The sequence below is a fragment of the Apibacter muscae genome (assembly GCF_007845595.1).
GTDB lineage: Bacteria > Bacteroidota > Bacteroidia > Flavobacteriales > Weeksellaceae > Apibacter > Apibacter muscae.
In genome coordinates, this window is sequence record NZ_SELI01000021.1 from 48,962 (window position 1) to 67,626 (window position 18,665).

Annotated in this window: 21 protein-coding genes and 1 tRNA gene; 9 read left to right on the forward strand and 13 right to left on the reverse strand. The window is 28.2% G+C overall.

The annotated features are described in order from the left end of the window. The 4 genes from ETU10_RS08630 (at position 1) to ETU10_RS08645 (ending at position 1,734) form a co-directional block, all read left to right on the forward strand. Positions 1-414, forward strand: coding sequence for a M15 family metallopeptidase (locus tag ETU10_RS08630; protein WP_146311512.1), 414 nt, complete (start codon positions 1-3; stop codon positions 412-414). Between the two features lie 6 nt (positions 415-420). Further along, positions 421-657 (forward strand): hypothetical protein, encoded by a 237-nt coding sequence (locus ETU10_RS08635; protein ID WP_146311514.1) that lies wholly within the window; start codon positions 421-423, stop codon positions 655-657. Continuing rightward, on the forward strand, positions 654-1,178 hold the full coding sequence (locus ETU10_RS08640) for a hypothetical protein (RefSeq protein WP_146311516.1): 525 nt from the start codon (positions 654-656) through the stop codon (positions 1,176-1,178). The genes ETU10_RS08635 and ETU10_RS08640 overlap by 4 nt, the downstream gene beginning before the upstream one ends. A 76-nt stretch (positions 1,179-1,254) precedes the next feature. Continuing rightward, positions 1,255-1,734, forward strand: coding sequence for a thermonuclease family protein (locus ETU10_RS08645; protein WP_146311518.1), 480 nt, complete (start codon positions 1,255-1,257; stop codon positions 1,732-1,734). A gap of 34 nt (positions 1,735-1,768) precedes the next feature. On the opposite strand, the gene ETU10_RS08650 is transcribed toward ETU10_RS08645, so the two are convergent. Further along, complete coding sequence (locus ETU10_RS08650) at positions 1,769-3,040, reverse strand: Y-family DNA polymerase (RefSeq protein WP_146311520.1); 1,272 nt, start codon at positions 3,038-3,040, stop codon at positions 1,769-1,771. A 4-nt stretch (positions 3,041-3,044) separates the two neighbouring features. Continuing rightward, on the reverse strand, positions 3,045-3,497 hold the full coding sequence (locus ETU10_RS08655) for a LexA family protein (RefSeq protein WP_146311522.1): 453 nt from the start codon (positions 3,495-3,497) through the stop codon (positions 3,045-3,047). 279 nt (positions 3,498-3,776) lie between these two features. On the opposite strand from ETU10_RS08655, the gene ETU10_RS08660 reads away from it, so the two are divergent. Continuing rightward, positions 3,777-3,983 carry a hypothetical protein gene (locus tag ETU10_RS08660; protein ID WP_146311523.1) on the forward strand — a complete coding sequence of 69 codons (207 nt, stop codon included), beginning with the start codon at positions 3,777-3,779 and terminating at the stop codon, positions 3,981-3,983. An 8-nt stretch (positions 3,984-3,991) separates the two neighbouring features. On the opposite strand, the gene ETU10_RS08665 is transcribed toward ETU10_RS08660, so the two are convergent. From ETU10_RS08665 to ETU10_RS08695, 7 genes are all read right to left on the reverse strand, one after another. After that, positions 3,992-5,239: a tyrosine-type recombinase/integrase gene (locus ETU10_RS08665; protein ID WP_146311525.1), complete on the reverse strand. Its 1,248-nt coding sequence runs from the start codon at positions 5,237-5,239 to the stop codon at positions 3,992-3,994. Positions 5,240-5,292: 53 nt separating this feature from the next. After that, a tRNA-Met gene (locus ETU10_RS08670) sits at positions 5,293-5,365 on the reverse strand. Positions 5,366-5,414: 49 nt separating this feature from the next. After that, positions 5,415-6,563 carry an LOG family protein gene (locus ETU10_RS08675; RefSeq protein WP_146311527.1) on the reverse strand — a complete coding sequence of 383 codons (1,149 nt, stop codon included), beginning with the start codon at positions 6,561-6,563 and terminating at the stop codon, positions 5,415-5,417. 58 nt (positions 6,564-6,621) lie between these two features. Beyond that, the gene (locus ETU10_RS08680; RefSeq protein WP_146293211.1) at positions 6,622-7,296 is read right to left on the reverse strand and encodes a hypothetical protein; all 675 of its coding nucleotides are present in this window, start codon (positions 7,294-7,296) and stop codon (positions 6,622-6,624) included. A gap of 28 nt (positions 7,297-7,324) precedes the next feature. Continuing rightward, positions 7,325-8,347: a tetraacyldisaccharide 4'-kinase gene (lpxK, locus tag ETU10_RS08685; RefSeq protein ID WP_246118455.1), complete on the reverse strand. Its 1,023-nt coding sequence runs from the start codon at positions 8,345-8,347 to the stop codon at positions 7,325-7,327. A gap of 14 nt (positions 8,348-8,361) precedes the next feature. After that, positions 8,362-9,384, reverse strand: coding sequence for a UDP-N-acetylmuramate dehydrogenase (gene murB / locus ETU10_RS08690; protein WP_394344706.1), 1,023 nt, complete (start codon positions 9,382-9,384; stop codon positions 8,362-8,364). Further along, the gene (locus tag ETU10_RS08695; RefSeq protein WP_146311533.1) at positions 9,384-10,589 is read right to left on the reverse strand and encodes a pyridoxal phosphate-dependent aminotransferase; all 1,206 of its coding nucleotides are present in this window, start codon (positions 10,587-10,589) and stop codon (positions 9,384-9,386) included. The genes murB and ETU10_RS08695 overlap by 1 nt, the downstream gene beginning before the upstream one ends. Before the next feature lie 104 nt (positions 10,590-10,693). Between ETU10_RS08695 and ETU10_RS08700 the strand changes: the two genes are divergently transcribed. From ETU10_RS08700 to ETU10_RS08715, 4 genes are all read left to right on the forward strand, one after another. Further along, a complete protein-coding gene (locus ETU10_RS08700; protein ID WP_146263239.1) occupies positions 10,694-10,975 on the forward strand; it encodes a YtxH domain-containing protein in 282 nt (93 codons plus the stop codon). Positions 10,976-11,069: 94 nt separating this feature from the next. Beyond that, positions 11,070-11,411 carry a phage holin family protein gene (locus ETU10_RS08705; protein ID WP_146263238.1) on the forward strand — a complete coding sequence of 114 codons (342 nt, stop codon included), beginning with the start codon at positions 11,070-11,072 and terminating at the stop codon, positions 11,409-11,411. Beyond that, complete coding sequence (locus tag ETU10_RS08710; protein WP_146311535.1) at positions 11,386-11,784, forward strand: hypothetical protein; 399 nt, start codon at positions 11,386-11,388, stop codon at positions 11,782-11,784. Before ETU10_RS08705 ends, ETU10_RS08710 begins: the two co-directional genes overlap by 26 nt. Positions 11,785-13,116: 1,332 nt before the next feature. Next, positions 13,117-16,200 (forward strand): T9SS type A sorting domain-containing protein, encoded by a 3,084-nt coding sequence (locus ETU10_RS08715; protein WP_146311537.1) that lies wholly within the window; start codon positions 13,117-13,119, stop codon positions 16,198-16,200. A gap of 1,087 nt (positions 16,201-17,287) precedes the next feature. Here the strand turns inward: ETU10_RS08715 and ETU10_RS08720 are convergent. The 4 genes from ETU10_RS08720 to ETU10_RS08735 form a co-directional block, all read right to left on the reverse strand. Continuing rightward, entirely contained in the window at positions 17,288-17,689 is a 402-nt protein-coding gene (locus ETU10_RS08720) for a hypothetical protein (protein WP_146311539.1), read from the reverse strand. Positions 17,690-17,758: 69 nt separating this feature from the next. After that, positions 17,759-17,956, reverse strand: coding sequence for a hypothetical protein (locus ETU10_RS08725; RefSeq protein ID WP_146311541.1), 198 nt, complete (start codon positions 17,954-17,956; stop codon positions 17,759-17,761). Beyond that, entirely contained in the window at positions 17,953-18,153 is a 201-nt protein-coding gene (locus tag ETU10_RS08730; protein ID WP_146311543.1) for a hypothetical protein, read from the reverse strand. Before ETU10_RS08730 ends, ETU10_RS08725 begins: the two co-directional genes overlap by 4 nt. A 4-nt stretch (positions 18,154-18,157) precedes the next feature. Then, positions 18,158-18,565, reverse strand: coding sequence for a hypothetical protein (locus ETU10_RS08735; protein ID WP_146311545.1), 408 nt, complete (start codon positions 18,563-18,565; stop codon positions 18,158-18,160). Between the last annotated feature and the right edge of the window lie 100 nt (positions 18,566-18,665).

The window sequence follows — 18,665 nt, forward strand, 5'->3', positions numbered from 1 at the left end:
ATGGCAATATTTAGTAAAAGATCAAAAAACAATTTAAAAGGCATTCATCCAAATTTAGTCAAAGTGATGAATGAAGCTATTAAGAATACACCTATTGATTTCACCATTACCGACGGGGTGCGTACTACCGCCCAACAACAAGCTTTATATGCACAAGGAAGATCTAAACCAGGAAGAATAGTAACTAATTCAGATGGAGTGAAAAACAAATCTAATCATCAACCTAAAAGTGATGGATATGGATATGCTGTTGATTTATACCCTTATTATAACGGTTCTGTTCAGGTAAATGATGATATTAGATTGCGTACTATTGCTTCTCACATTATAAATACTGCTAAGAGTTTGGGTATAAGAATTGAATGGGGTGGACATTGGAAATTTAGGGATTATCCTCACTTCGAATTAAAATAATGAGTTATGAGTGAGTATATGCAAATTTTAATAGAATCTGACGAATCAGGTCATGATTATATATTTCCTATTTCTTTAAAAGATCAATGGGAGGTTTTAAAGAAAAGAATTGAAAATACTGAGGAGTATTCTGATGATTGGTATGATGCTATAGATGATTTTTCTGATGTATTTGAGCAGTATAGACTGGGTGGAGCTATTGACGCTGAACTATTTGTAAAAAAAGAATATTTTGATACATGAAAATAGCTATTAAATTTATTCTTTCCTTGTTTTTAGTTATAATGCTTTTCTTTTTCTTCTCTTGTAATACCAGAAAAAAGACAGTAGCTAAGGAAAGTGTCAAAACTATTCATGACACTTTAATTAAAAGAGATAGTATTATTGTGGAAATGGAGAAGATAGTTCTTCTTCCTTCTATAAATAAAGATCTAATTTCTTCACCTTGTGATTCTACAGGCAAATTAAAGGTAATTGAAAGGACAATTAAAATCCCTTATGGAGAAGTAAAGGTTAATTCTGATGGTGATAATTTAAAAATACAGGTAAACACGGATAGTATTAGTTCTCTCTATGAAAAAGTATACAGGGAAAGAAATTCATCACAACTCACAGAAATAAATGAACTTAGGATTGAAAATGAAAAGTTAAAAATTACTCCTTTTAATTGGTGGAAATGGATAGGGTATCTATCTATTGGATTAAATATTGTTTTGATTTTAAAATACTTGATTAAATATAAACTTTCATTTAAAATACTTTAAAAGTGGTCGAATTCGACCACTTTTTTAATTATGGCAATTTCGCCATAATTAAAAATTACATTTTTTATATTTGGATATGAAAAACCTAAAACACTTATTCTTCTTTCTCTCTTTTTTAATCTCTACTTTCATGTTATCTCAAAACCTAATTGGAAAGGTTATAAAAGTAGCAGATGGAGATACTGTAACCATTCTAACAGAAGAAAACGAACAAATAAAAATTAGATTGTACGGAATTGATTGCCCTGAAAAAGGACAGGATTATTCTAGTAAAGCATCAGCTTTTACAAGTTCTTTTTGCTTCGGTAAAATAGTGAAAGTAACTCAAAAAGGTATTGATAGATATGGCAGAGTTTTAGGTATTATTTTAATTGGAAAAAAGAATTTAAACGAAGAACTTCTAAAAAATGGTCTAGCTTGGCATTATAAATACTTCGACAAAACTCAGAAATACTCAGACTTAGAACAAGAGGCAAAAAAAAATAAACTCAATATCTGGATTATGAATAACCCTATTGCTCCTTGGGATTATAGAAAAAAACCAAAAAAAAGATAAAAAACTTGTTGATCTTCAGGGTCTATGATATAATTTAATTTTCTTTAGCATTTACAATAATAATATCTCTTATATCTGTGGAAAAGCGTTTGGATAGATGCTCTTGCTTCATCTTCCAAGTATATCTGATATCTTGCGAAGCTAGTTTTATAAGATCCTTGTGGTATTTTCCGTTAATGGCATCCATGGCTTTCATTAACGGTTTGTATTTAAAATAAGTATCTTCTGTAAATAAAGAGATCTGTCTTTCTTCCTCGGGGATAATCCCACTTACCCACACCCCGGCTTTTTTAAATTGAAATTCTTTTTTATAAATTTTTTGTAAAGCAATCTTGGCTTGCTTTGCTAGCTCGTTTGCTGAGTTTTCCGGATTAGGTAGAGTTATGGTTAGAGCCGGTCTATATTGTTGTTGATCTGGTCTAAAAAAGTTAGTTTTTAAAAATACGGTTAAATAATTGCAACAGGATTTTTGCTTTCTTAATTTTTCTGCACATTTAACAGCAAAGGTAGATACTCTTTCTTCTAATACTTTAAGATCATTGGTAGATTGATCAAAGGTGCGGGTAGTCGCTATGCTTTTCTTTTTTTCAGGTATATCTAAAGCGAGTTGCGGAATGCCTTTTAATTCGTTTTGCATACGTATGCCTACGATTCCCATCTCTTGTCGTATAAAGGTGGTGGGCAAGTTTACAAAATCCAAGGCTTTTTTTATTCCTCTTTCTTCAAATCTTTTTTTAAGTCTTCTTCCTATCCCCCAAATGTCTCCTATATCTAACCACTTGAGTGCTTTGTGTATTTTTTCTTGGTTATCTAAGAGGTATACATGTTGGGTTTCTTCTGGATATTTTTTTGCTATTCTATTGGCTATTTTTGCGAGTGTTTTGGTAGGCGCAATGCCTATAGAGGTTGGAATACCGACCCCTTTGTATATAAAGTTTCTTATTTTTTCATTGTGCTCTTTTAAATCTAAGTTTTCATATCCTGTAAAATCCATAAAAGCCTCATCTATAGAATAGACTTCTACATCTTTGCAATAACGCTTTACTATACTCATAACTCTACTGCTTAGATCTCCATATAAGATGAAGTTTGCAGAAAATACGGCTACCTTATTTTCGTTAAATAGTTTTTGGTATTGAAAGGCTGGAGCTCCCATGGGTATACCTAAGGCTTTGGCCTCATTGGAACGTGCAATTACACATCCGTCATTATTAGATAAAACACATATAGGTACTTGGTTTAGAGCTGGATTAAAAACCCTTTCACAAGAAGCATAAAAATTATTACAGTCAATAAGTGCATACATATTATTATAAATAATTGGTAATGTTATAGGTTAAAATGCCCCAGATGATAAATTCATTTTCTGGGGTTACTATAATTGGGTCGTACGCTGGATTTTGAGGTAGTAAATGAATTTGAGTTACTTTGCCTTCTTGTTTTATAATTTTTAGTTTCTTGAGTGTAAATTCTCCATCTATATAACATACAGCAATATTACCGTCTTTGGGTTCTAAAGAGCGGTCTACAAGGATTAAATCTCCGTTAAAAATTCGCATATCTTTCATAGAATCTCCTCTCACACGGGCAAGGAAAGTAGTATCGGGGTCTTTAATAAGTTCTTTATTTAAATCTATTCTTTCTGTATAGAAATCATCGGCAGCGGAGGGAAATCCTGCTTGTATTCCACCGACAAAGGGGATAATTTTTCTTTCAGTGTTAATCGTATTTATCTTGAAAAATTCTAAGGATTTTTCTTTCATAGAACAAAGATAATTAAATGCTTGATTATCTAATAGGTTGGTATTTTTCTGCTTTATGATAAGAATGAATTTTAAATTTGGATTATTATCTAAATAAACCCTATTTAATGATTGAATAAAAAATAAATAATTTACATTTATATTATAATATTAATAATTTAATGTATGCATTATTGAATATAGTTCAATTAAATAAGGAAATCCGTATTTATTCTTAATCATTCCTATATAAATTTAAGTATAGCTTATATAGAGAAACAAGAATTGAAATCAACTAAAATGGAAAGCAGAAAAATTTTAGATATAATTACAAGGGTTACTACTAATAATATCAATAACATTCTCAATTGGGGGGATAGAGTTTCTATAAATAATATAGAGGGAGAAGTTGTTTATATAGGAAGTGAGGAGATTATTTTAAGTAATAAAAATGAAAATATTGTTTTTAAGATAGAAGATATTTCAAGTATCTTTTTTTTTAGATAATAAAACAATTAAATATTAAATTTTTTGGAATAGTCCTCTGGTAATTCAGCGTCTATTGTTCTTAAATATTTTTCTAAAGCAGACATGGTTGTATGTCCTGTAATTAGCATAAGCTTTGACTTTGTTTCAAAAGGTGAAAGGGTTTTTCTATAGCTTCTGTATAATATCATTATTCCAGTATGCCTAAAACTATACATATCATGATTATCTGTTAGCCCTAATGATATTAACTTTGGGTTACTCTTAATGATATCTTTATATAATTCAGTAAAATATTGTCGTTTACTCTCCTCTTTACCTATCCAAAGTGATGGTTTTCCATCAGGTGTGAATAAATTAAAATCTTTATCATATTTATTAATATGTATTTTCTCAAGATCTTTGTAAATCAAATCTATAATATATTTTACTTTTTGATCTTTTGTCTTAGATTTATAGACAATAGTTCTATGTTTCATATCTATATTCCCAATCAATATCCGGCAATTTTCAACAGGTCTTACAAATAAATAAGCAACAAATTTTATATATAAGGCTAATTGATTATCTATTTTTTCTATTTCGGAAATAATCGAATCAAATTGTTCAGGTGTATATATTTTGTGTGTTTGCGCTGTCGTTTTTACTTTAGGAATACCATCTAAAATATTTTTATTACATATTTCTTCATTTTTTAAAAATTCCCAAAATGCTTTTAAATTAATTTGATTATTATTTCTGGTTCTTGCAGATGTTTCCTTATGCCTTTCATTTAAAAATACAATAATATACTTTCTTGTTATATTATTTACATTCGAAGTATCTACTTTGTTTTTTTCTAAAAAAGTTGAAAAAATTTTATAAACGCTTTTGTAGTCTCTTAGAGTAACGTTTGACCAAGAACTTGTTTTTATAGATATAAAATAATTAAAAGCTTCTTCTAAAGAATAATTTGTTTTATGCAATTCATCTAAAATAGATTCATCTATCTTTTTTACTTCTTCTTTCTCATTTAACACCTTATTGAGCTTATACTCCATAAGCATAATAATTTTTCTTAAATGAGTATATCTTTCATTTGCTGTTTTTAACCTATTACATCCTGCTTTTATATTAGTCTGCCGTACAAGCTTTCCAGACTCCTTATCACGCAAAAACCATCGAATATACCAATCCTTTGATACATCTCCTTTCGCATCATATATTTTTATTGTATAAGGCTTCATAAGTGGTACTGTAAGTGGTACTTTTTTAAAATTAAATAATTTTAAGGACATAAAAAAAGTGAGATTTACACTGTAAGTCTCACTTTTTCAATTATTTGTCTTAGTAGCGGGAACAGGACTCGAACCTGTGACCTTCGGGTTATGAGCCCGACGAGCTACCTACTGCTCCATCCCGCGTTGTTTAGTGATGCAAATATACATATATTTTTTCATCCTGCAAGTAAATTTATATTTTTTTTACGGGTGGATGGTTTTTTATTAATTGTACCACCTCTTCCGGTTCATCCGTAAGAAAAAGTAAGTCTTTATACCTCATACCTTTAGCCAGCTGATGCAAGGTAGAGTAAAGGGCTGTATCTTCTGCATATCTTTTTTTACTAAAGAAAATCATGGGACTATAATACCCATAGGTTCCATAGTGGTTTTGTGTCGCTTCTTGAAAAATTTCTTGAGTGGTTCCTGCACTCCCTGGGGAATAGACCACTCCATAGAGACAAACAGATAGTAAAATATCTTCTCTTAAACTATTGGAAAAATACTTGGCAATATGGCTGGCAAAAATATTACTAGGCTCATGACCGTAAAACCAAGTGGGAATGGCTAAGTTATCATTGCCGTTGGGATATTTTTGAAGTACTTTAAGAGCCTGCTGTAGGTAATTTTCTAATAAATATTCCGGATGTTTATGATTCGTCCCTGTCTCCTGTAAAAAAGCCAATGCATTAATAAAATCTTCCTGTGGGTATGTAGACATATATGCCCCAAAATTGGCTGCTTCCATAATTCCAGGGCCTCCCCCTGTAACAACATAATATCCTTCTTGGGCTATTAAATAAGCGGCTGTAGCTGTTTTTATATACGATTCAGAAGTACGTAAAGCACTATGCCCTCCCATAAAGCCCACGGCTTTCTTCTCTGTCATTCCCTCATCATTAAATTTTAGTAATTCCCTTAAACAGCTATCTATACTATAATCATGCAATCTTTGGGTAAGAGCTTCATCCATAGGTGGATTAAACCTTGTTTGGTTAAAATGTTGGTAGATAACTTCGTCCTTGGTTTTAGGCGCTTTGGTTTTTTCAATTTCCATTAATTCTCGCCAGTTGTACAATTCTTTTCGGATGGGTTGGTAAGGCAGTTTTTTAAATTTGGGATATACAAAAACACCTTGTTGAAAAAGATACGACAAATCTTCTTTGGATAACTCACAATCTACGATTATGCAATTGTAGATGCTAAATTCTGACCAATTAACTTTAAAATCTTTAAAATTGATATTCTGTATTATTGCATGTTCAATCTTTGCCCTTTTTTCTACATACTTTATAAACTTATCTTTAGAATTTATTATAGTTTTAAATCTGGTTGCCTTCATATATTTTTATGGATATAAAAAAATCAGTCATTGAGACTGATTTTTTAGATATTAATAATTAATTGTGTTTTAACTTTTCTTTTAACTGCTTCAGTTCCTCCCATTTTCCTTCTGATGCAAGTTGTGCTTGTTTAGACCAATGGGATGGATTATGAATTCTATAAGACACTCCTCCATACATCTCTAATATATCTCTTAATTCTTCTTCAGATCTTTGGGACAATTGTTTCCAAGTATATATTCCATTGTCATTTAAAAAAAATTCAATCCGCTCACCTATTCCATCAATAATTTTTAAATCATCTTTATGGGTTTGTATTTCTGCTTCAAGTTTGCTTTCTACCGATTGTTTTTCTTTTTTTATTGGTAACTTTCTTTTTATTTTTCCACCTGTATACAAAACTTTCATAGTTTCTATTTTATCCAGAGACTGTGCAAGTTCGGTTTTTAGTTGCTTATTTTCATTTTCAACATTACTTATATTTTGTATGGTTCTTTTTGCAAATAGAAGCCCTATAATATAAAATAATAAAGCTGTAATTACTAAAGGTACAATAAGCAGTGATACTGCTTTAAAGAAAGCTTGCGTATTCAAATCTTTACTATAAAAATTTCCTTCCCAATCTATATAAGCTAGGCTTAAATTTTCAATCCATAAATACCAATAACTTATTCCTAAGATCCAAGCAATCCCTAAGATTAAAAAGATCCAAAACAATGTTTTCTTATTCATACTTTATAAAATTATAAAAAAATATTGTTTAATTTTTATTTATATAATTTAAAATTAATTTCTCAAAATCTTCCGCCCTATCAATTTCAATACTTATAGGCAAATAAAATAAATAATTTTTTATTTGTTGAAAATGTTTCAATCTCATGTAATCCTTTTCTGTAGTTAATATCATTTTATTTCCGCTAATTTCCTTATATTTTTTTTCTATAACTTGGATGTCTGCATTAGTAAAATTATGGTGATCTTTAAAATTTAAATGCGTAACAGTCTCAAAATTTTGTTCTGAAAAACTTAATATTTCATTGTACTTAGCGATTCCAGTAATTAATAATATATGAAAGTTCACTAAGTTTTCTAACTTAAACGAATAATTGGAAGATATCACTCTATTTTCATAAACAATCCTAGAAAAAAATAAAGCTTGTGAGGGCTGTAAGTTTAGTTTGGATTGAATTCTGTCTCTTTCCTTTTCAGTGAAAGAATCCGGACATTTAGTAACAATTACAATCTGTGCTCTTTTTGCTGCATATTTTCCTTCTCTAAGTCTTCCTGCTGGTAAAACTTCATCCTCGTAATAGGGTTTTGAATAATCGGTTAATAATATATTCAACCCTGCTTTTACATAACGATGCTGAAAGGCATCGTCCAAAATAAATAAATCTGGATTAAAATCTTTAAGCATGTTCTTAATTCCTCTAATCCTTTTTTCATCAACTCCTACAACAATTTTATTTCTGAACCGTTCAAAAAATTGCATGGGCTCGTCCCCTATATCTTCAAAAGTAGTTTCATAATTTGCAAATTGGTAACCTTTGGTCTGTCTTCCGTATCCCCTACTCAAAATCCCCATTAGATATTTATCTTTTAATAAATCTATTAAATAAATAACAAAGGGTGATTTACCGGTCCCTCCTACGCTTAAGTTACCCACCGCAATCACCGGCTTTTTATATTTTTTGGATTGCAGTATCCCCCAATCAAAAAATTTGTTTCTTATAAATGTGCCTAGCCAATATAGTCCGGAAAAAGGTAATAAAATTATTTTCATATTGATGCAAAAAATTACGAGATTATATTTACCTCTCTTGTTAAATCTATACCAAATTTATCTTTAACATCATTTATTATTGCGAATGACAAGTCATAAACTTCATTTCCCGTGGCATTTCCTAAATTTATTAATACCAAAGCCTGCTTATTATGCACTGCGGCTTGTTTTTGGTTTCTACCTTTCCAACCCACTTGTTCTATCAACCATCCGGCAGGAATCTTAACCGTATGATTCTCTAATTGATAATGAGGTATGGTTGGATAATCTGTTTGAAGACGTTCAAATTTTTCATTAGATATCACTGGGTTTTTAAAGAAGCTACCGGCATTTCCATAAACTTTTGGATCGGGCAATTTGCTTTTCCTAATCTGCATTACTACCTCTCTAACGTCTTGAATGGTTGGGTTGGAAATATTTTTTTTTATTAATTCTTCTTGAATTGCACCGTACTCCATATGAAGCATATGGTTACGCCTAGTTAATAAAAATGTTACTTCTAAAATTATATATTTATCCTTCCCTTCATTTTTAAAATAAGATTCCCTATAACCAAAATTACATCTTTCACGGGTAAAGTTTTCAACCTTTCCACTCTCAATGTGTAAGGCTTTTAAACTAAAAAAACAATCTTTGATTTCTACTCCGTATGCTCCAATATTTTGCAATGGCGAGGTGCCTACATTCCCAGGGATTAGAGATAAATTTTCTAATCCACCGTAATTTTTACTTACGCATGATTGGACAAAATCATCCCAATTTTCTCCTGCATATGCACTGGCATAAACATAATCATCATTTTTGAAAGTTTCTGCTATTCCTTTTAAATTAATTTTAACTACTAAACCGTTAAAAGGTTTTACAAAAAGGATATTACTTCCGCCTCCCAAAGGCATCAATGGTAATTTTTTTTTTCGTGAAAAATCTATAGCTTCTTGCAATTCGTCAATAGTCGTTATTTCTGTAAAATATTTACATATCGACGGGACTTTAAAAGTAGTAAACTCTTTTATATCTATATTCTCTTGCAACGTTATCATTGGTTGGAATTATAAACTTCTAATCCTTTTTTTATAATATGGATTGCACTTTTTAAATCTTCTTGATTGATAACATAGGCCATGCGAACTTGATTTTTACCCAATTCATGATCCGAATAAAACCCTTGTGCCGGTGCTAACATAACGGTTCCACCTTCATATTGAAAATCTTTTAACAACCATAAGCAAAAGTGCTCAGCATCATCAATGGGTAATTCTATGGTGCAATAAAATGCTCCTCTGGGTACTGGGCATTTAACTCCAGGAATTTCTCTTAATAATTGAACTAATAAATCTCTTCTTTGTTGATATTCATTCCTAACATTATCAATATACTTTTGGGGTTCTCCGTGTGCCGCATTTGCGATAAGTTGCCCAATAAGCGGGGGACTTAGTCTTGCTTGTGCAAATTTTAGAGCCATTTGAAGAAATTTTTGATTTCTGGAAACCATAAACCCACAACGTATTCCGCATAAGCTGTATCTTTTAGACTCGGAATCTATAACAATTGCATTATCTTTTAGCTCTTGAAACTCCAATACTGAATAATGCTTAAAACCATCATAAACATATTCCCTGTAAACTTCGTCTGAAATTAAAAATATATTGTTTTTAACAACAATATCTGCTAGTGTTTGTAATTCTTCTTTTGAATAGAGATATCCTGTAGGATTGCTTGGATTAGTTATTAAAATTGCTTTAGTTCTAGGGGTAATAAGCTCTTCGAACTTCTTAATCTTAGGCAAAGAAAATCCATCATCAATCGTTGAGACCACTGGAACAATTTTTACTCCTAAAGCTTCAGCAAAACTATAGTAGTTGGCATAAAAAGGTTCCGGTACTATAATTTCATCTCCTTCATCGCATATGCAACTAATTGCAATGGATAAGGACTCTGAGCCTCCGTTTGAAATAAGAAAGTTCTCATAGCTTAAATCTTTTAAACCTATAGACAATGAATTGTAGTAAGTAGCTAGAGTTTTTCTATATTCCAAAATTCCTTCTGACGGGGCATATTCAAAGATATCTAAATCTATATTTTTTAATGCCTGTATAGCGGCTTGAGGTGATTTAATATCTGGCTGCCCTATATTCAAGTGGTAAACTTTTAAACCTTTGTCTTTAGCTTTTCTAGCGTAAGGGGCTAATTTGCGAATTGGAGACTCTGGCATATTTAATCCTCGGAAGGAAATAATTGGCATAAATTTTTTTTTATTATTTTTGGATTGACAAATTTATTGAGTATATTTGTTAGAGACAAATAAAATATTAAATTTTAAAAATAATAATTTCAATTTTATACATTATGGGAAGAAAAACAACCTCAAATATCCTAGCTAGTGTTATTTTCGGTGCCGCTGCAGGATTATTGGCTGGCATACTTATTGCTCCGGATAAAGGTAAAATTACCAGAAAAAAAATTAAAGACAGGGCTAACGATCTTAATGAAAATTTAAAAGATACCTATCATAAATTTAAAGATGACTTTATTGATGGTATTGATAAATGTAAGCACGAAATTCATAAGAAGAAAGAAGAACTAGTTGAAAAGATTACTAGTGATACGGATCCTTTAAAAAGATCTTAAATAAAAAGGTAAGAATTTAACTAAAAAGGAGTCTTTTATATTGACTCTTTTTTAGTTTAGATGTTTTTTTTCTATATTTTCTAAAAGTAAATTTATGTTTGGATTTGTAAAGAATTATGTGAATAAAAGAGTTAATCTTATAAAACTTGAATTAACTGAAAATGTCTCTCTTTTAATCAGCAATTTAATCGTTGGCTTTTTCATTCTTGTTATATGTTTTCTCTTTTTGCTATTACTAAGTATTGGTATTAGTATATATATAGGAATTAAATTCGCAGACATTGGTTTAGGTTTTGTAACATTCTCTGCCTTTTACCTAATTTTACTAATAATTTTGATCTGTTTTTATTCTAAGCTATCTAAAGCAGTCATGAAAAAAATTATAGAATTTCAACTTAATAAAAAGCAAGATGAATCAATTAGCGAAAACGAATAAGCGTTACACTTACAATGATTTTCTAGTTCAAAAAAAAGTTTTGAAAGAAGAAATTAGTGGAATGGAAAACAGTCTTTCTCCTAAAAATTTATCCAATCAATTAGGTTTATTAGGTTCTTCTTTTACTAATTTTACTAAAAAATCATTAGGTTTTACTAATTCTAGCAGTTCCAATTTTACTAGTTTAACTTTAGATTGGATAATTAGAAAAGGAGGAAATAAAATTATAAATAAATTTATTGGAAAGCGTCAGGGGCCTTTGAAAAAAATAATATTGATGGCTTCCTCTTATTTTTTACCTTGGGCGGTAGTAAAGGTTAAAAATTTTATTTCTAAAAAGATACAAAATAAAAATAAAAAATATATAGATTAGTATTTTATATATCTTAGATGGTGGTCCATGACCAACTTATATGCGAATAAACGCAAAGTCAATTAAATAATTCAATTTTTCCATTAGAGAAAATTATGTCTTGAAAAAATTAAATTTATGTTACTTGTGGAAGTTCATTTTAACATATAATAAGCTCAGGAAGTCAATTTTGACATTTAACTACTTACAAATTTTAAAACCAAAGAGGATCTTAAATTTATAAAAAATTCTGGAATATATTTGAAATTATAAATTTCATTGAAACTTTAAAAATTCAGCGAAATGCCATTGACGCTGAAATTAAATTTGAAATAAATCTTTAATATTATTATCTATATATAAAATCTTTGATTTTTTAAAGATTTATGATCTATCTTCATAACCAAGTTACCAATAATTTATCCTTACAGTGTTATATTTGTAATTATCAGATATATCCTCATAAGAGAGTAAGTTTCTGATCACTCTAAACTTAATTTTACATATTTAAATGTATCTAAACAAATTTCTCTCATTTAATATTATTTATTTTTTATGAAGTAGGAAAAATTATTTTCAGCCAAACTTTCCTTTATAATCATTATAACTTATCAAACAAAGTAAATAAAATTTAATATCATGCTGCTTCTTCAATTGTTTATTACTAAGTAGTCCTTTACTATTTTTACTTATCAGATTGTAAGGTTGTAAGATGAAAATTTAAATTTTAAATTTTCCATGACCTTGGTTAATAAGTCTGACGTTTTAGATCTTCATATAAAGAAAATAATATATGGTTTCAAACATTTTGATGAAGAAATCTGTGGATTTAAATTTAAAAATTTATTTTAACCATAGTATATTAGAGTATTTTGAATTTAAGGTTCATTAAAATATGAATGAGGATTAGACTATAATTTAAATACACTCATTTGAAATATGAGTACACATACAATATCTATAAATGTTATTAATTATATTATTGCTTTGATTAACAATTTTTTATATATACTTCTATAGGAAATACAGAAACCTAGGTAAGTATAAATTTTTTTAAAAAATTAAATTTCAAAAAAATTTAAGAAATGAAAACCATCATTGAAAGGAAAAATTATTAAAAAATCACTCTTATAATTTGGTAGAAAGTATGGATTTATACCTTTTTTATTGATTAGTCTATTGATTATTTGACAATTTTTTAAAAGTTGAAAATGTTTATTTTTTTATTGTTATGGAAATTTATGCTTAGTTTAATCATTTTTCAAAAAAATAAAAAACAAATCATATATTTTTTTAATTTAAAATAAAATATTTATCTTAAATTGGACAAAAATAACTTAAAAATAAAATTATATGATTAAAAATTTATTATTTTATACGTTAACCCTATTGGCACCATTTACCAATATGGTGTATGCACAAAAATATCATGAAGATGATAAGGAAGGATTACGGCAGTTTTTACGACAGGAAGAAACTATAGGGAGGGATAAAATTTATAATCTTAAATCTGCCGGATTAACCGTTTCTGATACCTTAAATTGGTATACTTCAGAGGGATGGATTAATAAATTGAGTAATATTTCTTTAGAGTTTTATGGAACTGATTCAAGGATAATTAGTATTATACTAAAGAATGAATCATTTATTGGAAATTTAAATTGTGAAAAATTTTCTCAGCTTGAAGAGTTAGATATTAGCCCTTTATCTAATTACTATAATTATGGAATAGCAAGTTTAAATGTAAAAGATAATAAATATTTAACCTCATTAAAATGTGACTATAATAAACTGTCTACCCTAGATTTATCTAATAATAATTATTTAAAATTTCTTTCTTGTAATTCTAACCAAATAAATACTCTTATTCTGCCGAACAGCTCCGATTTAAAACGCATATATTGCAATTCTAACCAAATAAATACATTAAATGTAAAATACAATCCTAAATTAGAAATATTAGATTGCTCAAGAAATCAACTAACAACTTTAGATGTCACCAATAATCCAGAATTAACACAATTAAATTGTTCATTTAATCAAACATTGAATAATTTGCTCATTAAAAATCCAAAAATGACTGTTCTTTATTGTAGTAATAATGAAAAACTAACTTCTTTAGATTTAAAAGAATGTATTTCATTGCGATCATTATATGCCGGATCAAATCACTTTACAGAATTAAATATCAAAGATTGTGTTGAATTAGTTGATTTAGATATTCGTGGTAATACATTAACTTCCTTGGATCTAAGTAAAAATACTAAATTAGAGAGTTTAGATGCTTTAAATGGATTATTAAAATCTATTGATTTTAGCAATAACCCTGTTTTAAATTGGTATATTTTAAGTGGAAATCAATTACGTTTCTCTACCATTAAACCTTTTGGGGTATGGCCAGGTGATCAAGCAATTACTAAAGGAAAAACCGTGAGTTGTTCAGATATCATCGATCTTTCCTCCGAATACAAATTTAATAATTCTATTACATCTTATACTTGGTATGATAAAATAGATCCTTACAATCCGATAGTAGTTTACCTTTTAGATATGGGTAATGGAAAATTTGTAGCAGGAGAAGCAAATAAAGGGAAAACTCTTATATGTAAAATGACTAATGCAGCATTTCCAGGATTTACTGCACAATATGAGGTAAGAATTAGTAACCAAGGAGGAGAATTACCATCTCTACCGGTCTCACAATATAAGGAGGAGGATAAAGATGGATTAAGAAATTTTTTACGTCAGGAAGGTTATTCTTCTACAGGAAACAAAGTTTATAATTTTGAAATAGCTGGATTAGCTACTTCTGATACCTTAACATGGAATGGCTCAGAAGAATGGTTAAATAAATTGAGCAATATTTCTATTAGTTTTTCTGGTATAAATAAAAGAATTACAGGTCTTGTAATAAACAGTAAATCCGTATCTTTAGGTGAATTTAGTGGGATATTGAACTGTAATAATTTCACAGAACTTATATCCTTAAAAATCAACAATAACAAAATAAAGGGCTTAAATGTTAAGAATAATGCAAAATTAGAAGAATTAAGTGCTGTAAACGGATTATTAGAATTCATAGATCTTAGTTCCAATTCCCAGTTATCTAAATTAATATTATCTAATAATAAACTACGTTTTTCTACAATTTTACTAGGTTCAAAACCTGCTAATTTTATAACTACCTTAGCTCCTCAAGCAGTAATAGAAGGAGAGGCAGTTGATTATTCAGATGAAATAGACATCTCCACGGAATACAATATAAATGGTTCTATTAGTACTTATATATGGTATGATGATTTGGGGAATACTATTTCTGTTTCAAGTTTAGGAAATGGAAAATTTGTGGCAGGAAAAGCAAATAAAGGAAAAAACCTTATCTGTAAAATTACTAATACTGCATTTCCAAATCTTACGTTAGAATACGCAGTAAAAATAAACGAAACAGATGAATTACCATCCGAAGGTGTTTCTTCTTTAATTGATCATTTAAAATTAAATTCAGGCATTCCTAATTTATACCAACTAAATTCTGAAAAAATTTTTCAAGTTTATGCTAAAGCAGATAATAACCAAGAAAATATAAAAATTGGGTTATTTGATAATTATAGTAATTTAATAGCAAGAATAGATTTATCGCAAAACCAAAAACATGTATTTAGTTGCCTAATTCCTTCAAGAGTAAGCTCAGGGAATTATATAATTCAAGCTTATACAGAAAAGCTTAATGAAACAACTCTGGTGGAAAGAGCTTCTAACTCAAGTATAATAGATGCTTTGCCTGTAAATATTAAATCTGAGGGTATATGGTCTAGAGGAATGTCTACTGCTCCTGATAATGAGATTTATAAAAATATGCAGATAAAAACAGCAGTTAACTATCTACATGAAACAACAGTTAATGAAGCTTTTAAAGTTTACTCTCCTTCTTCCAATGGGGAGGTAAAAATTGGTTTATTTGATTTAAATGGTAACTTTATTGAAAGAATAGACCAATCTAAGGTTAATGCAACAACCTATAATACTACAATTTCAGATAGAGTTTATGAAGGGGAATATCTTATAATTCCCTATATAGAATCCGGTAAGGTAAAACAGATTGTTGAAAGAAATACTTCTACAAGGATAGATAGACTGCCGATATATGTAATAGAAGAAGATATATGGGGACGCTCTATAAGCTCAAAATCTACAATAAATAAAGAAAACGAAGCAGAAATATCTCTCTATCCTAATCCTGTAATGGATGTACTAACTATAAATTCTTTAGCTATTATAGATCTAATTACTGTATATGATTATTCTGGAAAGGAAATAAAAAGTATTAGTAAGATTCAGAATAATCAAATCAATTTACATGATTTAATCCCTGGAAATTATGTGTTATCTATAAAAACAAATGAAGGTACTATAATAAAAAAAATAATTAAAAAATAAATTCTAATTTTTACTTATACTCTTAAAAAAGGCATCGAATTCGATGCCTTTTTTGTAATAAAATACTTAAAGGGATAAAAAATAGAATTTCCTTATATTTAACATACAAAATATTAGATTGAGTTATTCATTTATATTTTTAATTTTTGGATTATTCACTTTTTTCTAATAAATTAAAGGTTATGATAGCACTAATAACAGGTCCACTTTAAGTAATTATAAAAAATGACCTAATAAATATATTTCACCTAATCCTAAGCTGTGGGGAGTATAAGAGTTACAGTATAATTTCCATCTGTTTTTTTTTAAAATCCATTTTGTTCCATCTGTATAAATAACAAAATCTTTTTGTTTAAGTTCAATCATTTCTTTATAAACCTAACCTGTATAACAACAATATAAGAAACAATCTTTAATTTGTTTTAATTTTTCAGAATGGAAGATATATTTTTCTAATTTACTTAGTTCTTGCTGAGTAAGAAATATAATTTTTTGAAAATACTTTTTATACTTAAGTTTTTCAAAAAAATAAAAAGCCTAATATTTCTGAATAACTGTTTGTTTAATTACTTTTTTTACTTAAATTAAAAAAAGCCTGATTAAATAATAAATTAATCAGGCTTAACTATATTTTAATCCTAATATTTTCTTTATTAGGTGACTTTGCTTTTTGCTGTTTATTTTCCCAGTTTTTAGGATTCATAAATAAACCTATGGTAAAATTTTTCCTTTCTCATAAATAAGTAATTTTGCATCTTAATAGAGCTACTCCTTTTGAATATGTATTAATTTTATCTAATACAAATAATATATGTAATTTACTGTTATTCATATTATTATAAAATTTATAGGATATACCTTTTTTTATGTCTAATTTGATAGAAAATAGATAGGGGATTTAAAATTTAGGAAGTGTTGGAAATTTATAAGAATATTACAAATTCCTTTGCAGTAGCTATATAAAATAAAAAAAGCACCTATATAATTATAAGTGCTTAATGTTTAACAGCTCCTCCTGCTGGGCTCGAACCAATAATTATACATATTGATTGTTAGGTACTCATAAGCTTGATTAAATTATATATGCCTAAAAGTATGCCTTATTATGTAAAGGAAATACAGCATAAATTAAATTAGATACTCCATATAAAAAATAAATAGTATTTTCATTATCTGCTATCAATAAGGTTTTAATAGCTTCATTATTTTGTGATAAATTATTGTTTTTAAATTCTATTTGTAGTCTATCATAAAATTGTTTAAAATCTTTTACTTTAATATTTAAAAAAGTTAAAATCACTGCTACTAATCTATCCAAAATAAAAATAAGTTCCGTTTTATCTGTAGGATAATTCATAAAATAATTAAACTCCTTACCTATATATAAATAACTATCATACCCTTCTAACCTATCAGGTAATATTTCCAAATCAAACTCCCAGTTTTCATATTCCATTCCTAACTGAAAAGGTATATTTATTTGTTTCATTGTTCTTACTTTTATACATAAAAAAACCACCTGTTTAGAGGTGGTATTAGTTAATTTAAGAAGTTCAGTTTATTTTTTATTAAAAAGTATAACATAGATTAAACCTATAATAACAGGTGTAATAACTACCCATATAGCTATATCAATTAAAATACTACCTAACTCCTTATTTCCAAAAATAAAAGCAATAATAAGAGCTATTACTACTAAAGTTCCTGCACATCCTAAGGGTGTACAACCTTTATTTTGAACATTATTATAACTCATTTCTTAGCCTTTGTTTTAATTAACCAAAAAATGAATATAATAACACTATTGGGTAGTAGACTGCCAAAATAATAAGCCCCTGTAACATTAGGGGTTTCTGTAAGTCTAGGTAATGCTATAAATAGATATTGGAGAATACATATAATAGTAACTATCCAAAATACTATTGTCCAAGTAGAATTTTTGTTGTTTTTCATAATTTTAAATTTTATTAATTTTAGATGTCGTAAAATTTGTCAGTACCTTAAAAGTATTTTGTGCTGTTTGATATGTATCCAATACTTGAATTTTATTAGATTTTTCAGTGGCTAATTGAATAGTCTCTTTTAGGCTTTTATATAATGATAGATAATCTAATACTTCAAGATTTCGTACTAAATTCTCTAAACTAGAAATTTCTTCAAAAGAAATATCCTTATTGGATTTATTTAAACAGTAGATAAAAATATCTTTAGAAAGTTGATTAATTTCCTCTTGAGAACCGTAATAACCAAAAATTATTTTTTCTAATCTTTTTATAAGAACTTCTTCAAGTTTTTTATTTCTTGAGTTCTTACTTATATTAAAAAGAATAATAATGCCTATAATAACAACAATGATCCAAATCATAAAATAGTTTTAAAAAATTAAACATTGCCATATATGGCATTTAATTTAACAAATATAAGAAGCAACTTTGACTTGTCAAATAAGTCAAGTTGGAAAAAGA